The 15,743-nt window shown below is 33.2% G+C and carries 17 protein-coding genes; 12 read left to right on the top strand and 5 right to left on the bottom strand.

Annotated features, from left to right (window positions below; translation table 11 throughout):
• Positions 1 to 462 precede the first annotated feature (462 nt).
• The 3 genes from MHH85_RS10615 to MHH85_RS10605 all read right to left on the bottom strand — a co-directional run bounded on the left by MHH85_RS10615 (position 463) and on the right by MHH85_RS10605 (position 3,425).
• Positions 463 to 1,092, bottom strand: a complete 630-nt coding sequence (locus MHH85_RS10615) for a hypothetical protein (RefSeq protein WP_340707021.1) — start codon at positions 1,090 to 1,092, stop codon at positions 463 to 465.
• 529 nt (positions 1,093 to 1,621) lie between these two features.
• Positions 1,622 to 2,161 carry a PadR family transcriptional regulator gene (locus tag MHH85_RS10610; protein WP_340707020.1) on the bottom strand — a complete coding sequence of 180 codons (540 nt, stop codon included), beginning with the start codon at positions 2,159 to 2,161 and terminating at the stop codon, positions 1,622 to 1,624.
• Between the two features lie 82 nt (positions 2,162 to 2,243).
• Positions 2,244 to 3,425: a YhgE/Pip domain-containing protein gene (locus MHH85_RS10605; RefSeq protein WP_340707019.1), complete on the bottom strand. Its 1,182-nt coding sequence runs from the start codon at positions 3,423 to 3,425 to the stop codon at positions 2,244 to 2,246.
• 504 nt (positions 3,426 to 3,929) lie between these two features.
• On the opposite strand from MHH85_RS10605, the gene MHH85_RS10600 reads away from it, so the two are divergent.
• From MHH85_RS10600 to MHH85_RS10585, 4 genes are all read left to right on the top strand, one after another.
• On the top strand, positions 3,930 to 4,802 hold the full coding sequence (locus tag MHH85_RS10600; RefSeq protein WP_340707018.1) for a GNAT family N-acetyltransferase: 873 nt from the start codon (positions 3,930 to 3,932) through the stop codon (positions 4,800 to 4,802).
• A 128-nt stretch (positions 4,803 to 4,930) separates the two neighbouring features.
• Complete coding sequence (locus tag MHH85_RS10595; protein WP_340707017.1) at positions 4,931 to 5,227, top strand: hypothetical protein; 297 nt, start codon at positions 4,931 to 4,933, stop codon at positions 5,225 to 5,227.
• A gap of 108 nt (positions 5,228 to 5,335) precedes the next feature.
• Positions 5,336 to 5,803 (top strand): hypothetical protein, encoded by a 468-nt coding sequence (locus MHH85_RS10590; protein WP_340707016.1) that lies wholly within the window; start codon positions 5,336 to 5,338, stop codon positions 5,801 to 5,803.
• Between the two features lie 153 nt (positions 5,804 to 5,956).
• Positions 5,957 to 6,346: a VOC family protein gene (locus MHH85_RS10585; protein ID WP_340707015.1), complete on the top strand. Its 390-nt coding sequence runs from the start codon at positions 5,957 to 5,959 to the stop codon at positions 6,344 to 6,346.
• A gap of 407 nt (positions 6,347 to 6,753) precedes the next feature.
• Here MHH85_RS10585 and MHH85_RS10580 read toward each other — a convergent pair whose 3' ends face one another.
• Positions 6,754 to 7,125 carry a hypothetical protein gene (locus tag MHH85_RS10580; protein ID WP_340707014.1) on the bottom strand — a complete coding sequence of 124 codons (372 nt, stop codon included), beginning with the start codon at positions 7,123 to 7,125 and terminating at the stop codon, positions 6,754 to 6,756.
• A gap of 589 nt (positions 7,126 to 7,714) precedes the next feature.
• Between MHH85_RS10580 and MHH85_RS10575 the strand changes: the two genes are divergently transcribed.
• The 7 genes from MHH85_RS10575 to MHH85_RS10545 all read left to right on the top strand — a co-directional run bounded on the left by MHH85_RS10575 (position 7,715) and on the right by MHH85_RS10545 (position 13,055).
• A complete protein-coding gene (locus MHH85_RS10575) occupies positions 7,715 to 8,263 on the top strand; it encodes a sigma-70 family RNA polymerase sigma factor (protein ID WP_038183429.1) in 549 nt (182 codons plus the stop codon).
• The gene (locus MHH85_RS10570; RefSeq protein ID WP_340707013.1) at positions 8,238 to 9,299 is read left to right on the top strand and encodes a DUF4179 domain-containing protein; all 1,062 of its coding nucleotides are present in this window, start codon (positions 8,238 to 8,240) and stop codon (positions 9,297 to 9,299) included. Before MHH85_RS10575 ends, MHH85_RS10570 begins: the two co-directional genes overlap by 26 nt.
• A gap of 289 nt (positions 9,300 to 9,588) precedes the next feature.
• Entirely contained in the window at positions 9,589 to 9,813 is a 225-nt protein-coding gene (locus tag MHH85_RS10565; protein ID WP_340707012.1) for a hypothetical protein, read from the top strand.
• A gap of 18 nt (positions 9,814 to 9,831) precedes the next feature.
• Entirely contained in the window at positions 9,832 to 9,957 is a 126-nt protein-coding gene (locus tag MHH85_RS10560; protein WP_340707011.1) for a DUF3953 domain-containing protein, read from the top strand.
• Between the two features lie 273 nt (positions 9,958 to 10,230).
• Entirely contained in the window at positions 10,231 to 11,088 is an 858-nt protein-coding gene (locus MHH85_RS10555) for an alpha/beta fold hydrolase (protein WP_340707010.1), read from the top strand.
• Positions 11,089 to 11,325: 237 nt separating this feature from the next.
• Positions 11,326 to 12,177 carry an MBL fold metallo-hydrolase gene (locus MHH85_RS10550; RefSeq protein WP_340707009.1) on the top strand — a complete coding sequence of 284 codons (852 nt, stop codon included), beginning with the start codon at positions 11,326 to 11,328 and terminating at the stop codon, positions 12,175 to 12,177.
• A gap of 647 nt (positions 12,178 to 12,824) precedes the next feature.
• The gene (locus tag MHH85_RS10545) at positions 12,825 to 13,055 is read left to right on the top strand and encodes a hypothetical protein (protein WP_340707008.1); all 231 of its coding nucleotides are present in this window, start codon (positions 12,825 to 12,827) and stop codon (positions 13,053 to 13,055) included.
• Positions 13,056 to 13,432: 377 nt separating this feature from the next.
• Here MHH85_RS10545 and MHH85_RS10540 read toward each other — a convergent pair whose 3' ends face one another.
• A complete protein-coding gene (locus tag MHH85_RS10540; RefSeq protein WP_340707007.1) occupies positions 13,433 to 14,302 on the bottom strand; it encodes a polysaccharide deacetylase family protein in 870 nt (289 codons plus the stop codon).
• A 311-nt stretch (positions 14,303 to 14,613) separates the two neighbouring features.
• Between MHH85_RS10540 and MHH85_RS10535 the strand changes: the two genes are divergently transcribed.
• Positions 14,614 to 15,528 (top strand): serine hydrolase domain-containing protein, encoded by a 915-nt coding sequence (locus MHH85_RS10535; protein WP_340707006.1) that lies wholly within the window; start codon positions 14,614 to 14,616, stop codon positions 15,526 to 15,528.
• The last annotated feature ends 215 nt before the right edge of the window (positions 15,529 to 15,743 follow it).

Genomic DNA, 15,743 nt, shown 5'->3' with positions numbered 1-15,743 from the left:
GGGTCTGTACTCACTAACGGGTGCTTTACTTGAAGATCATTGAGTTGCATATACAGCTCTTTTTTCTTTATTGAACTAACGGGGCAGGTTAGTCCAATTTCACACATAAGGGATGTGGTTTAATGAAAGTAATTATAAGGATCATATTTAGTGTCATATCATTGTTGGTAGGCATAGGTATCGTCAATTATTTTATTGAAGGCGGTTTTTTGAAGTATCTTTTGATTGGGATAATTGTGGCATCAATTTATCTTTATAATGACAAGAAAAATAAAGAATTAAAGAATGTTCAAGCTTAGGCTGTTCTTAATTCTAATTGAACTAAAGGGCCGGTTAGTCCAAGAAGGAATTCCATTTTTATAACGAATTTAATATTAGATTCGGTGAACCGTACCATAAGTAAAGAGGATTTTGAATAGACCACCTAAAACGTTGAAATCATACGTTTTAGGTGGTTTTCGTTTAGCTGAATTCAATGATTTCAGTTTTAATAAATGGGGGTATCCACTTTTGAATTCCGTCTAAATTTGCAAACCGTTCTTCATTTGAAAAAATATCGGTGCCAATAAAGTCATGGCCAAACCAAAATATGGTTGTAGGCTCGTTGAAGTTTAAACAAATTGTCTCTTCTATCGAAGCATATTTCCCGTTTGCACGATTCATATTCCACGTTTTATTCTCAATCGTAAAAGCATTTTTTCGATTTGACCAAAGTGAACTCATATTATAATTATGCTGCCAGATCATAATGGGAATTAGTCGAAGTAATTCTTGATGATTTGAAACAGTAATCATAAAATAAGTGCTAATTTTTGATTGATGAAATATTTTAAACGATAGTTGTTCATCATACAAATCTTGTTTTAATTCCTCAATAAAATCTTTATTATTTTGCTCAAATAAAAAATACAGTGGAAACGGAGCTAAACTTTCTGTAAATAAAGCTAGTTGTTGTTCTGTACATTTTGGGTAATACATTTCACCAATATTAATGGCGTATTGAATGCCTTCATTTATAAAAAAGTTATAGCCACCAGTCGAAGGTTCATTTTCATAATACTTTTTTGGTAAAAAGCCAATTCCTAAATTCATGATAGTCACATCCTTTAATCCAGTATAAAGCTGATTAAGAAAAACCGCACTTATACATGTTACGGAGAATCGTTTCATAAGTAAGTGCTGTATAGCTACAAAATTTAGTTTTTAGTCTCTTTTAGAAAGAGATATAGGTTGAAATAACTATTTGTGAATGAATACACTTAAACTAACGGGTGCTTTACTAGAAGATCATTGAGTTGCATATGCAGCTCTTTTTTTCTTTATTGAACTAACGGTGCAGGTTAGTTGAAGAGTGTTTTAACTTGTTGTTCAACAATCGGACCATATTGTTGAATAAGACCCACTATTTTATAGCAACAATCGTTGAGAAAACAGCCTATTTAAATAATCAATTTGTTGCAGTAAATGAAGTAATTTGTAGTACAAAAAAGGATAGATGGAGCAATTCCTATTATGCTCCTCTATCTCTTATTTTTATACTATATAATGTCTGACATCAGAGTTGGTATTTTGCTTTGATCTTCGCTTATTAGATTGATAAAGATAATTATTAAAAATGCCGTTATTCTTTAATGTCCTTCAATTTCCTAATAAGCTTTTCTAACCATTGAATTTCATTCGCAATGTTTTCTGAATAATATGATTGGATAAAATACGCGTTTTCTTTCAATGAATCATCTAATTGGATTTGGTTGTAAATTGCCTGTAATTGTTCTTGCTTCCCTTGTAAAGATTCTAGCTTTTTCTCTAAAATCGGGATAACTAGAGCATTTTCTACATGTCGTAAAAACATGATGCCTACAACCATTTCCCGAATATTATTCGCCTTTTCAAATAGCTCATAAATCTTGTTCGGCAGCTGTTCACGGCCCTTGTCAGTGATCGCAAAAACTTGCTTGTCTGGACGATTTTCTTCCTTAATAATCTCACCTGGTTCGACTAGACCTTGTTTTGTCAGTGACTCAAAATGGTAATAGAGCTTACTTTCAGTTAAGTTGCCCATTTTATCGAATGGAATAGGATTTGATAATTCCTTTTTCAACTTATAAGGATAATTTTCCCCTTCTAATAACTTACTTAAAATATATATTTGGATTGACATGAGGCACCTCCTCCTTTACTGTACCGAACAAATAAGAAAGCTTCAACCTCTTGCGACGATTGAAGCCTTCAATTCTAGTCTTTTAAGATTGGTGTTGTATTTTTACAGGTACATTTACAGGTACATCTTCAGATGCTTCTACAGGTACTTTTTTGTGTACAAGTGTAACGATTAACGCATTAATCAGTACTGCAACTACACCTACTAATACTAAGCCCCATAGGAATGGTGCTTGTTCAGTTGAACCAAACATCACAGCCAAGTAAGATTGTACCGAATGATACATTGGTGTGATATAGCTTACTACATCGAAGTAGCTGTACATCATATCACGTGGCATTGTTGCACCGTTGGCAATAGTTTGTGACAGTAATACTGGAATATTTAAAATCATTCCCGCTTCACCGATTAAGAATGTGAAGATTGCACAGAAGTTAAACGCTACCATGTATAACAATACTTGTTGACCGTAAACTTTGAAAATAGCATCTGTATCTAAGTCTGCAATTAAGACCGCAATACCTACTGCGAAAATAGATGAAACAATTGCAATGATAAGGGCTGATAATTGTACATAACCGAAAAGTTTCGCTCTTGATGTTTTTCCTTTGCTTTGATTGAAGGCTTGTACTAACTGCATCGCTGCAATCATTGCCCCTACGTAACAAGCCATCGTTAAGAACATTGGTAACATGTTGTTTTGCATTCCGTCTGGCACATCGTTCATGATAACGTAGTTGCCTACATAAGCTTGTTCAATTTGTGTTGCAATCGCATCTGCTTGCTCCTCAGGTACGTTCATATTTAAAAGAACGCCTTTCGCTGTTTGTGTTGAGAAGCTTGCACTTAATTGATTATTAATTTCTGTTACGACTGATTTCATTGAAGAAGATACCATTGTGGCGCTTGCTTCATTCACTGTGAAATCAATTTGAGCTGACTTACCTGATTGTGCATTCTCAGAAAAGTTTTCTGGAATATGAATCACTAACGAATATTTGTTGTCCTCTAATTTATCTAACGCTTTTTTATTTGAAATATTCGTTGTGATTTCAAATGGTAAGCTTTCTGCTAGTTGATCTGCAATTTGAGTTCCTGCTTCGCCCTTGTCATCATTCACAAGCGCAATTTTAAGCTCGTCCATATTTCCTGGTAATGCTGTGTAACCTAGTAAGAAGATTAATAGCATTGCGACCGCATAAAAAACACCCATAAAGATAGACGCACCAAAGCCTTGTAACTTTGTAAACTGTTTAAATTTCATACTTTACTTCCCTTCTAGAAATATACTCCATTCAAAGTACTCTAATTAGAGTACTTAACTTTTACTATGTTATAGTATTATTTAAGGAAAGTAAAGAGGGCGTTTTTTACCTTGGAGACGATTTTATTGCATCGCAAAAACTAGATATCTTTCTCTAATGACAAAGCAATAATTAAAATGGTGTACTTGGATTCGTGCGTTATGTGATGAAAATAACACACAACCATACTATAAAAACAATTTTTTGAGCTTTAATTATGAAAGTTTGAGTTTTCCTCCTATACTACAATTACAGGGGCTTTCGTTGAAAAACTATCTTCCACAATCGGGCGCGATTGTGGAAGAAGCATCGCTTTTCTTATTCAACTAACGGGTGCTTTACTTGAAGATCATTGAGTTGCATATGCAGCTCTTTTTTCTTTATTGTACTAACGGGGCAGGTTTGTTGAATAAGGCGAGATGGTAAATTATGATAAGAATAGAAATAAAATAGGGGGATTTCTAATGCATATAGACAATAAAACAGTATTAGAATTAGTGGAATTTGATAAATATGATGTCTATGGTTTAGTAGAACTTTCTACATCAGTTGGCTGGGATTATGATGAACATGAAATCAGAACTGTTATGTCATCTGGTAAAATATACGGACATAAAAATGCTGTGGGGAAAATTGTTTCGAGTGCTGCAATAATACCTTATGATACTGATTTAGCTTCAATAGGTATGGTTATTGTTAATGAAGAATATAGAGGTTTAGGCTTAGGGAAAAAGGCTACTCAGAAGTGTATAGACAGTGTTTCTCAAAATACCTCAATAATGTTAATTTCAACTGAGAGTGGTAAACCTTTATATGAAAACTTGGGTTTTATTACTGTCGACTCTGTACATAAGTATTTAAGTGATAATTATATTCCAACTAAATTGTTTAATAATCATCCAAATATTACCTTGGAGAAATACCGTGAGAATGATATTAATGAAATTATTGAATTAGATTCGGCTGCATTTGGTGGTACAAGAAGAAAATTACTTCTTAACAGGATAAATCAATCAAAACAATGTTTAGTTGTTAGAAATCTAAAGGGGAAGATTATTGGATTTGGATTATCCATATCAGGTCCAGTAAATCTATTAATAGGACCTATTGTAGCACCAGATTCACAAATAGCTGCTTTAATAATCGATGGATTAGTTCTTAATCATCAAGGAAAGTTAAGGATTGATGTGTCATCTAGTAATGACGAGTTAATGTTGTTCTTGGAGAAAAGTGGATTTATAAAAGTTAGTAATCCTCCGATAATGATAAAGAACTCTATTAGTATGCCATATAGGAATAAAGAGTTGTTTGCTATTACTGCACAAATCTTTGGTTAGGGATTGCAATGTCCTTCTTCAACTAACGGGTGCTTTAGTAGTAGAGCATAGAGCTGTTCAGGCAGCTCTTTTTTCTTATTCAACTAAAGGGGCAATGTGATGTTATTATAGTTAAAAGGAGAGACGAGATGACTAGGAATAAAAATAGCATATGGTTTTTAAGTAGTTATGGTATAGCACTTATTTTACTTTTATATTTTGGGTTGAACGGTTTAATTGTGAATGCATTAAGCGATGTATTTCCTAATTCAAGGTTTATAATTATTTTGGCTTTAATCATTATTGTTGCTTGGTCGATTGGTTTAGGAGTTCGTCAATACTTAAATGGTTTTACTAAAGATATAAGAAATAAAATTAAAAATTCTTTTTTAGGTATTACCGTATTGAGTTGGATAATTGTTTTAATACTTTTATCAGTTACTTGATTATCTGAGTGAAATCTAAAAAACTTACTTATTCCACTAACGAGGGCTTTAGTTCAATAAGGGTTATAATATAGTTGTAGGAAAAGAACCTATAAGGTGGTTGATAAAGTGCAAACAAATGCATTATTTTATAGAATACATAAGAGAACTGTTTCGACTGAGGACTATGTAAATTGGTCCCATAACTTAATAGAAAACGATGTGTCTTCACCATCCGTAGATATAATTTCTTCATTTTCATTTGATGAAAATATTTTCGAAGTGGAAGTTTATTTTAATAGAGCTTTAAATGAGTTGGAAATACATAAACCAACTTTTGAGATGTGTGCTAGAGCCTATATAGGTGATTTAGCTAATAAAATAATACAAGCAAATAACTATTCAGTGACATTTGATTTAGCTTATATGATTTTTCGGATTGTTTCGGATTTACATTATCCAGATGATTTGATTTGGTGGTATGAAATAAGTGAAATGATTGATGAATTACGATATGGTGATATACCTACAGAGTTTAATTTAGACGGAGTAATATCAAGGATTAAAAATGAGGCAAATAACTTTTCAGATAAATGATATGTAATTCCTTTTCAACTAACGGGTGCTTTACTTCAAAAATTAGTGAAGCTTTTTTCTTATTGAACTAACGGGGCAGGCTAGTTCAATAAGAAGGATTGCTTCTTACTTTATAGAATACATATAATATGTACTATTTTAGGAGGTAAATAGATGATCTTTGAAATAACCAATCAAGTTCGTGTAACTGCTTTTAAAGAAGGACATAAGTGGTATGAAGCATTACTAAGCAAAAAAGCTGATTTCATACCACACGACGGATTTGCTGAATGGGAAATAATTCCCGGTTACTGGTTGCAAGTTGCTGAAGGAACACCATCAGAAGAAAGTGGACCTTTACGTTTAGGGGTAACTGATATAATAGCTGAAAGAGATAGACTAGTGAAAGAGTTGGAAATTGACGAATTTGAGATTTACTCCCGTGAAGAAGTTTCTGCAAAATGGGGAACTTTTACTGACCCTTGGGGAAATCGAATTGGACTATTTGAATATTTGGATAAGAAAGAAGAAAATGACCGTATAAAAACAATTTTAGGAGTTTAAATATTTTACTTGTTGCACTAACGAGGGGGCTTTACTTGAAGAACGTTGAGTTGCATATGCAGCTCTTTTTTTCTTTCTTGAACTAACGGGGCAGTTTAGTTCAATAAGGATAACTTTAAGGATGTCGCTAATTTAAAAATCTATATCTAACAAAATGGGTTTATTTTGGTGACAAAGAGCAATTGAAATGTGATAAACTTATCTGTATAAATGACCGCAAACCACTGCTATGGCTGACTTTTAAAAAAGGTGTATAAAACACCGTATAATTAATGTACATACAAAAAGCCACAAAACGTTGATTTAACAACATTCGTGGCTTTTTCGTGTATTTCCAAACTTTGATTTGGGAACATTTTATCAGCTGCATATGTATAATTTTTCTTCTTATTTTTTAAAAGAATAAGCTACTCACCTGTGTGTGAATCCATAAGCTTTCCTGTCTTTAAATCGTAAATTTTATAATCCATTTCCCACATATGGTCTTTGGTCACCGTAATCTCACAGAAATAAGGAATTGATTTGCCATAAGCATCAAGTTCAGGAATCTCATTGAAGAAACTAAATTGTTCGTCTGTATTAAGCATATTGAAAGTCGAATCAGAAGAACGACCAGATGAAGATATTTCTATAGTGCATTTTCCATCAACAACATCAAAGTCTTTCGTTATTACAGATTTTAGACTTGGAATGGTCATCCATAAAAGTAGGAGTCCAATTAGAAAACCGCCCAGCATTTTAATAGTCGGCCAAAACTCAATTTCTCTCTCTATACACATTAGAATAAAACTAATTAGTGTACCTATAACTAAAAGCCCACCTAAACCAAATAACAAATAATAAATTAAAATAATAATCCCTTCCTTACAATAAATAATTACTATATTTACGTTAATTCAATTATAAATGTTTCAGAAGTTATCATTATAACCTTTCCAAAGCGAGATTTGGGGGCTTTTTATGCTTAACATTGTAAATCCTGACTCCATCCCTAATAGAAAAGCTGTTTTCTCAAAGGTTGTTGCTATTCAACTAACGGGTGCTTTACTTGAAGATCATTGAGTTGCATATGCAGCTCTTTTTTCTTTATTGAACTAACGGGGCAGGTTAGTTCAATAGCGTTGTTTAACTTGTGTTCAACAATCGGGACAGATTGTTGAATAGATACCTTTGAGAAAATTCAGTCTTTACCTTAATTTAAAGGTATTGTATGATAATGTACTTATTTTATATATAATTAGTTTTTAATCGGATTACGGCTTCCAGAATAGATGGAGGCCGATTTTTTTGTATATATTTCAGATAAATTTGAATCGTTTTGGTGCTCCAATTTCTCTAATAAGTATAAGAGGAAAGGAGGTTTGTTAATTGGAGATAAAATCAAAGTTAGTAAAGCGTGCTAAAAAAGGCGATTCCGAGGCATTTCAAATGCTAATACATGAAGAAAAAGAAAAAATGTACAGAATGGCTTATATGTATATGCGAAATGAAGATGATGCGCTTGAAGTGTTTCAAGAAAGCCTATATAAAGCTTTAAATTCAATTAATACATTGAAAAATAACGATTATTTTTCAACGTGGTTAATGAGAATTTTAATTAACACAGCTATTGCAACTTTAAAGAAGAAACAAAAGCTTGTTTCAATTAATAATGAAATCTTTGATCAGATTGAGAATACAGAGCATCTTCGAACTGAGGAACATCTTGACCTTCTTCAAGCAATGGAAGAAATTGAGGAAAAGTATAAAACGGTCTTGCTACTGCGTTTTTATCAAGATTATACAGTTAAGCAAATTGCAGCGTTTCTTGATTGCCCCGAAGGTACTGTGAAGACAAATATTCGTCGTGGATTAGATCTATTAAGAACAAAATTAAAGGGGGTTTATTGCGATGACAGACAAAATTCCATCGTTTAAAGAAGAAATTGATAACATTCACGTTCCATTTGATAAATTGGACGCAATTATTTCAAAAACGATTCATGAGAACCATCAAAGGGGAAAAAAGTCTTTGAGAATGAAGATGGTATATAGCTTAAGTTCAGTTGCAGTAGCATCTATTCTGTTTGTTAGTTCCGCAACTGTCTCTCCTGCCATGGCTAATATCGTTTCGAAAATACCAATAATAGGTGCTGTGTTTAGTGAGTCTGGAGATCCTGGTCTAGAGAAAGTTCATGAGCAAGGATTAACAAATTTAATAGGGGATACGAAAAATACTGGAGGAACATCAATTACACTTGATGAAGTTTTCTATGATGGGACACGTTTTACAATTGGATTTTCAATCATATCAGAGAACATTATTGAAAAATCCTATTTATCATCCGGGCCTGAAATTAAAATAAATGGACAAGCTTTTTCAAATGCCAGTACTTATAGTGAAACCAAAATATCACCTACACACAAAACAGGAATAATTAACATAGATTCTCTAGATGATTTGCCTGAAGCGTTTACTCTAGGTGTAAACTTTACAAGTGTTGACGGTAAGCAGTGGGATTTTTCTACTCCTGTTAGCATGAAAACAGAAGTAGAATATCTAACTATTAATCATAGTCAAACTGTAGAAGACATTAATTTAACAGTTTCTGATTTAGAAATAAGCGCAGCCGGCTTACGTTTTAACTTTAATGCAGACACAGAAAAAATAAATTATTTAACTAATGGGTACCTAGATTTCAAAGTGATTGATGATAAAGGAAACGAACTTATATCACATTCGGGAGGTAGTCAAATTCAAAATGTCGATGGAAAGGAAGAATTAACAGGTAGTCTACTAATAGACCCAATCACAGATAATGCAAAAACATTGACAGTTATACCATATATTAATTTCCACCTAGGAGGAACTAGTGTGGAAGTTGACCTTAAAGGCAATGAAACAAAAACAAATATTCAACCTTTTAATGAAACGGACATTGAATTTAAAAGCTTTACAGTAACTCTACCTTAGAAGGTAAATATTTTTCGATTATTACTAACGAGATGCGTTGATCCTAGCAAGGGTCAGCGCTTATTTCCATTTTAGTTATAGAAGAAGCCCTTGAAGTTTAAGGGTTTACTGAAGTGAATAGCTATATGTTTGGTGAGCTAATAGATATCTTCAACAATTGGGCGCGATTGTTGAATAAGCTTCACTTTTCTTCTTCAACTAACGGGTGCTTTACTTCAATAAGAAGTAGAGCCTTTTTCTTATGGAACTAACGTGGAAGGTTAGTGTTATTAATCAAGGGGGAATTGAATTGTATATTATTAAAATGATTCTTGCTGTATTTGTAATGGCAATTTCAGGATACTGCTTTATCACAAAAGATTATTTGTATGCTCCAATATCATCTTTATTGCTTGGAATTTTAATTGCAATTATAGGAATAGATGAATTTAAAAATAATGGTAAAAATGGTAGGTGGCTTTTTTTTATACCAGTATCTATATTAGTTATTGTCGTGGCTTTATTTAGTTTCTAATTATATTTAGGTGCGTTTATGTTGGTAATAGGATTAGACGAACTTCAAAAAGATAGAAAAAGATTTGAAGGATACATGTGGATTATTGTCTCCTTGTTTATATTCTTCGTTTCTATACGAATTAACGAATGCTTTAGTAGATGATCTTGGAGCCGTTAAGATAGCTCTTTTTCGTATTCAACTAAAGGGGGGTTAGTTGAATAAGGAATTAATGTAAAATAAGTGGTAGGTAAAATGTATTTATTATTAATAATGGTACAATTTTAGCTTATATTTATCATTTGGAATATTTAAATAATAGTTGAGCATGCCGCCCATCTTAAGAACGAAATATATGAAAATAACTTCGACAAATTGTAAATATAACAATTGGAGTTAGTAGAGCTTTTATATAAGATAAAAGGAGTGATTTTAGAATTGAAGGAATTCAAAATAACAATAGATAATTATACTTTTCACGGTTATGAATTTGGTAAAAACAGCCTTCCTTCACTTGTTTGTCTACATGGGATGACAGGTGATTTAAAAAGTTTTTCTGGACTTATCGAATACCTAATAAATGATTTTCATCTAATTCTTTTAGATAATCCAGGTCATGGAGAAACAGGCCCACTAGAACTGGAGGATGATTACAGATTTTCTTCTTTAGTAAACCGAATTTATCAAGTAATACAAAAGATTACGAATAAACCATTTTACATATTAGGGCATTCTTGGGGGGCGGACCTTGCTCTAAATTTAGCTAAAATTCACCCAAATAAGACATTAGGATTAATTTTAATAGATGGAGGATATGTGTTTCCTGAGCACGTTGACGGGATGACAAAAGAAAAAGCCTTGCTAGGTTGGGAGCAATATATTGAATCGAGTAAATATAGCTCATGGGATGAAGTGGTCAAAGAATACCAAAATTACACAACAAAACAATGGGATACAAGCCTTGATTCAATAATAATCTCTAACTTTAAAAAGGAAAAAGGTAACTTTATCTTAAAGGCAGACCTTTTTAGTGTTCTAGCAACAATTAAGGCATTTTATAAAGAACCTTGCTCTACAACTTATGATAATATTCTGTGTCCTGTCTTGTTATTGCATGCAACAATTCCAATTATTGATGCATCTAGAGACAGAGGATTACACCAAATTAAAAAAAACATTAATACAATAAAGGTAAAAGGCATAGAGAACACCAAACACAATGTCCATTGGGATATTCCTAGTTCTGTTGCAAATGAAATTCTATTGTGGAAAAAGGAAAATTATAAAGTTTATTAACGACATTTTCTTCTAAATTAAAAGAAATCATTGTTGAAGAATAATGTATGGATAGTCAGCTTTTTTCAGATTGTGCTTAAGCAATACTTTTTATTCTTCAACTAACGGAGCAGTTTAGTTGAACAAGTATGAATAACAGGTGGGCGCTATGTGACGCTTACTATAATTTTGCTATACTTAAGCAAGCTGATTGATGTTTTGGTCAGATAATCAAACTATCCTAAGGAGAACAGAAATATGCAAACTTTACAGCATCTATCGAAAAATATTGTCTACCTGACTCCAGTGGGAGAAACTGATCGGCCCATTCTCGCCGCCGTTTCTGGATCTAAGAAAACTATCATCATTGATGCCGGTAACTCTGTCCAGCATGCACAGCTTTTTCAGGACGAATTACTACAGGCTAATATAAGCGGGGATTTTCTTGTTCTTACCCATTCCCACTGGGACCATGTATTTGGACTGGAGAATGTGAGAATACCGGTAATTTGTCAGGAGAAAACTTACAACAATATTAAGGATATGCAGCAGCTTTCATGGGAAGATCACGATCTTGATCAACGGGTAGAAGCAGGGATTGAGATTCCATTTTGTGCCGATGCAATCAAATTGGAATTCGGAACAAAGAGAAATATTGACCTGCCGTTGCCCGATATTATCTTTGAAACAGCCATTACCATTGATCTTGGCGATATAACCTGTGTAATTGAACACGTTGGCGGTGATCATGCAGCAGACTCTTGTATCATTTATGTTCCGGAGGAAAAAACATTATTTCTAGGAGATTGTCTTTATGCCAATCTTTATGCAGAAAGATGGAATTATACTGCTGAACAAGCTTTGATACTCATTAAGAAGATTGAAGCCTATGATGTCGAAACATATATACTTTCCCATCACGAAAAGCCTAGCACGAAGCAGGAAATGGAGACCGAGCTAAAGCTAATGAAAGATTGTGCAATGCTTGTCGTCAACTATCAGGGAAATCGTGATTTAATGGAGCAGGAATTGGCCAAGCAGCTAAACCGAAAATTAACTGAAAGTGAACTCGAAACAGTTGGTTTTTTTGTAAACGGATATGCTGAATAATTACGAGGACTAAAAGCGGCTATATATGGTGCTGAGTATGCCAAGGGTACGAATGATGATAACTAAATAGGCTTTAAAGAATCAGAAATACCTTTAGATAAGTTATTGCATTTTAATCAAGAGTAGAGACCTTAAGCTCTTTTTCAACTAACGGGGAGCTTTACTTGAAGATCATTGAGTTGCAAATGCAGCTCTTTTTTTCTTTCTTGAACTAACGAGGCAGTTTAGTTGAATAAGGTATAATCAATTTATCAAACATATGAGGAATACGAAGTGAAAATCAATGTATCAATTCCAACACGAGGTACAAAGAAAAGAAAAGATATATAAGGTATATGTCATTTTATTTATTATATCTATATTGATAAATGTAGCTTTATTCTTTGTAGATGGTAGTATACTTCGTGGAATAGTCAGTCTTTTATTTTTATCTATTGTTCTTCACTATGGTTTACTAAAGAAAGTTTGGGCCAGATTAATCGTAAAGTTTATGGTTTGGCTACAAATAGTTTTGTTGTTAATTATGTTTCTCGCTTTGTTAATTAAAGTAATTCAGTAAGTACCTTATTGAACTAAAGGGGCAGGATAGTAGTTGAATAAAGAAGATTGAAAGGAAAGTAATTTACAAAAAAAAGGAGGTATAAAAGGTGGACTTATTACTCTGGATAACTATTGGTTTCATAATAATCGGATTTGTTGTTCTCACTTCTATGAAAAAAAGTATGGAAAGTAAGCTCGCTTTTATAACAGTAAATATGGAAGACAAGGAAAGTTCAATAAAAGCTAAATCCATAATTTGGTGGATAGCGAGTACCACAGCTTGGGGAATTGTGAGTATGATTCTTATTGTTTGGTGGTTTAATAATCACTTTGGATAACTGTTGGTTTCAAATGTACTTAAACAAACGGTGTGCTTTACTTGAAGATCATTGAGTTGCATATGCAGCTCTTTTTTTCTTTATTTAACTAAAGGGGCAGGTTAGTAGAACAAGAAAAATAATAATAGCGACTATATAGAGTGTCAGTAATCAGTGATTGGGGTAGTGATATGGGGAAGAAAATATGGTTATTAATTAATGAGAGTTTGAGTGTCTTAAAAAAGAAGACATATTCCCTTTAGCGCGGGGAATATGTCTTCTTGGTCTTTTTTAATGCAATAGGGGCGCTTTTTGTAAACATGTTGGTGGTACCCCATATAGTAATACCAAAAAAGCCTTCAAGAAAAAATATAACAGGTAAATGTAAGAGATACATTCTATTTCTTATATGGAATATTCAACAACTCTGGAACTGTGACAAATTCATAGCCTTGCTCTTGTAGTTTTGGGATAATTTGGTGAAGTGATTCGATCGTATTCGTTCGATCTCCACTCGATTCTGCCCCATCGTGCATGAGAATAATCGCGCCTGGATGAATGTTGTCTACTACTTTCGAAGCAATAACTTCCGGCGGGTCTTCCTGCCAATCCAACGAATCAACCGACCAGGCAATCACGTAATAGTTCATTTCCCTAAGCTTCTCGACTAATTCATTGTATAAGAAGCCATATGGTGGTCTAAATAATTTTGTCCGGTAACCAATAATGTCGTTAAGAGCATCTTCCGTTCTAGTTACTTCCCTATCTAGGGTTCCGTGGTCTGATTCTTTGACAAGGTTAGGATGGGAGTAGGTATGGTTTCCGATTACATGACCCTCGTTTTGCATTCGCTTGACAATTTCAGGGTTAGCAACGGCTTTTGAACCTAACACGAAGAATGTTGCTGGTACATTGTACTGTTTTAATACATCTAGTACATCATTTGAAAAACGTGGATCAGGACCATCATCAAAAGTTAAAGCAACTCGTTTTTGATCAGTAGGACCTTGTAAGAAAAATATTTCTGGATACCGTTGTTGTAAAATTCTTAGGTCAACAGGCTGCAGAGGATCCCGCCCGGAATTTTCAGATCCTCCTTTAAGGTCAGGTAAATCTTCTTCCGGCTCATCTCGTAAGTCCGCTTTCAACCATTGCCTCGATACATCTGACAAGGGTCCCTCATTCGCATAAACAGTCATGATATCTGTTATATGCAAACAAAATAAAAACCCCATAACCAACAACCACTTGAATATTCGTTCTTTCATCCATTCATCTCCTTTTTATATTGATTCCCGTTTTAGCGATGGCTATTCTAACCTGAGTGTGTTTTTATTTCTCATAGTTGTTTAGCATAATAAAAATTTCATTTTTTGTTCAACTAATGGTTTTGTTGAACTTATTTAACTAAAGGGGCAGGTTAGTTAAACAGTGTTGTTTAACTTGTGTTCAACAATCGGGCTATTTAATTGAATAAAACATTTGGTTAAATTAATGAATTTATGTTAAAATTTAGGTTAATTTATAAACTGATGTACATAAACTAATCATGCAATTTAGTGGAGGAGGGATTATATGTATGAGTGAAATATCTTTTAATGAGTTAGAGAAGAAAGTGAAGAAGATTAAAATTGAAGGTTTTGTCATTTATAAAGGAAATACACGGATCTTTGAATATTTAAAGAATAAAAAAGTCGTAGAAAATCCGACAAAGGTTTATTCCATTACAAAGAGTATTGTGTCTATATTAATTGGAATTATGTTCGATAAAGGGCTAATAAAAAAAATTCATGAACCTATTTATAACTACTTTCCGGAAATTTTAGAGTTCAATGACCCAATGAAGGAGGAAATCACATTATTTCATTTGCTGACTATGACTTCGGGGTTACAAGTAGGAAAATTCCAAAGTTCAAAAAACTGGGTTAAATTCATACTAGAACAACCAGTTATAAATAGACCAGGTTCAACCTTTGAATATAATAGTGGAAACTCTCATTTACTAAGCGCGATCATCCAAAAAATTTCTGGAGGTTCTACCTCCTCATTTGCTGAAGAATTTCTATTCCATCCATTAGGGATAAAAAAATACATATGGGTAAAGGACCCGCAAGGAATTCACGAGGGTGGCTTTAGTATTTCATTAAATTTAGAGGACATGGTGAAGTTTGGATTTTTATTACTAAACGAAGGGCAATTTAAATCAAATCAAGTGGTTTCATCTAACTGGATCCACGAGGCAAAAAAACCATATAAACAATTTGAAGCAGAAGAAGACAGAACATATGGATATGGTTATCAGCTATGGACTTGTGAAATTACTAATAGTAACACCAAAATTGAATATTACTATGCGAATGGCTTATACGGACAATATATATTTATTGTTCCGAAGTTAAATATTATGGCTGTGGCAAAAAGCTATCTACAAGATGACCAGTCCTCTGCGCCGAAACTCTTTTTCGAAGAACTTTTACGTAGTTGGAAGGATTAATGAGACATTTAAACAAATGAAAAGGGGTTTTTCTCCTCATTAGAATAAGGACAATGTTTGATTATTTGTTTCCTAACAGTAAATCCTTATTCAACTAACGGATGCTTTACTTCAATAAGGAGTAGAGTCTTTTTTAATTGAACTAACGAGGCAGGATAGTTGAAGAGTGTTGTTTAAAAATAGTTCCATAATCTGGGCATATTGTTGAGAAAATA

Origin of the sequence: Viridibacillus sp. FSL E2-0187, from assembly GCF_038006425.1 — a bacterium.
Classification (GTDB): Bacteria; Bacillota; Bacilli; order Bacillales_A; family Planococcaceae; genus Viridibacillus; species Viridibacillus arvi.
The sequence above is the reverse complement of the archived record's forward strand: the minus strand, read 5'-3'. Positions and strand labels throughout refer to the sequence as shown.

Coding starts and splice junctions, on each gene's coding strand:
- MHH85_RS10615 (WP_340707021.1), bottom strand. CDS start 1,092: ATGAATTTAGGAATTGGCTTTTTACCAAAAAAGTATTATGAAAATGAA.
- MHH85_RS10610 (WP_340707020.1), bottom strand. CDS start 2,161: ATGTCAATCCAAATATATATTTTAAGTAAGTTATTAGAAGGGGAAAAT.
- MHH85_RS10605 (WP_340707019.1), bottom strand. CDS start 3,425: ATGAAATTTAAACAGTTTACAAAGTTACAAGGCTTTGGTGCGTCTATC.
- MHH85_RS10600 (WP_340707018.1), top strand. CDS start 3,930: ATGCATATAGACAATAAAACAGTATTAGAATTAGTGGAATTTGATAAA.
- MHH85_RS10595 (WP_340707017.1), top strand. CDS start 4,931: ATGACTAGGAATAAAAATAGCATATGGTTTTTAAGTAGTTATGGTATA.
- MHH85_RS10585 (WP_340707015.1), top strand. CDS start 5,957: ATGATCTTTGAAATAACCAATCAAGTTCGTGTAACTGCTTTTAAAGAA.
- MHH85_RS10580 (WP_340707014.1), bottom strand. CDS start 7,125: ATGTGTATAGAGAGAGAAATTGAGTTTTGGCCGACTATTAAAATGCTG.
- MHH85_RS10570 (WP_340707013.1), top strand. CDS start 8,238: ATGACAGACAAAATTCCATCGTTTAAAGAAGAAATTGATAACATTCAC.
- MHH85_RS10560 (WP_340707011.1), top strand. CDS start 9,832: ATGTTGGTAATAGGATTAGACGAACTTCAAAAAGATAGAAAAAGATTT.
- MHH85_RS10550 (WP_340707009.1), top strand. CDS start 11,326: ATGCAAACTTTACAGCATCTATCGAAAAATATTGTCTACCTGACTCCA.
- MHH85_RS10540 (WP_340707007.1), bottom strand. CDS start 14,302: ATGAAAGAACGAATATTCAAGTGGTTGTTGGTTATGGGGTTTTTATTT.
- MHH85_RS10535 (WP_340707006.1), top strand. CDS start 14,614: ATGAGTGAAATATCTTTTAATGAGTTAGAGAAGAAAGTGAAGAAGATT.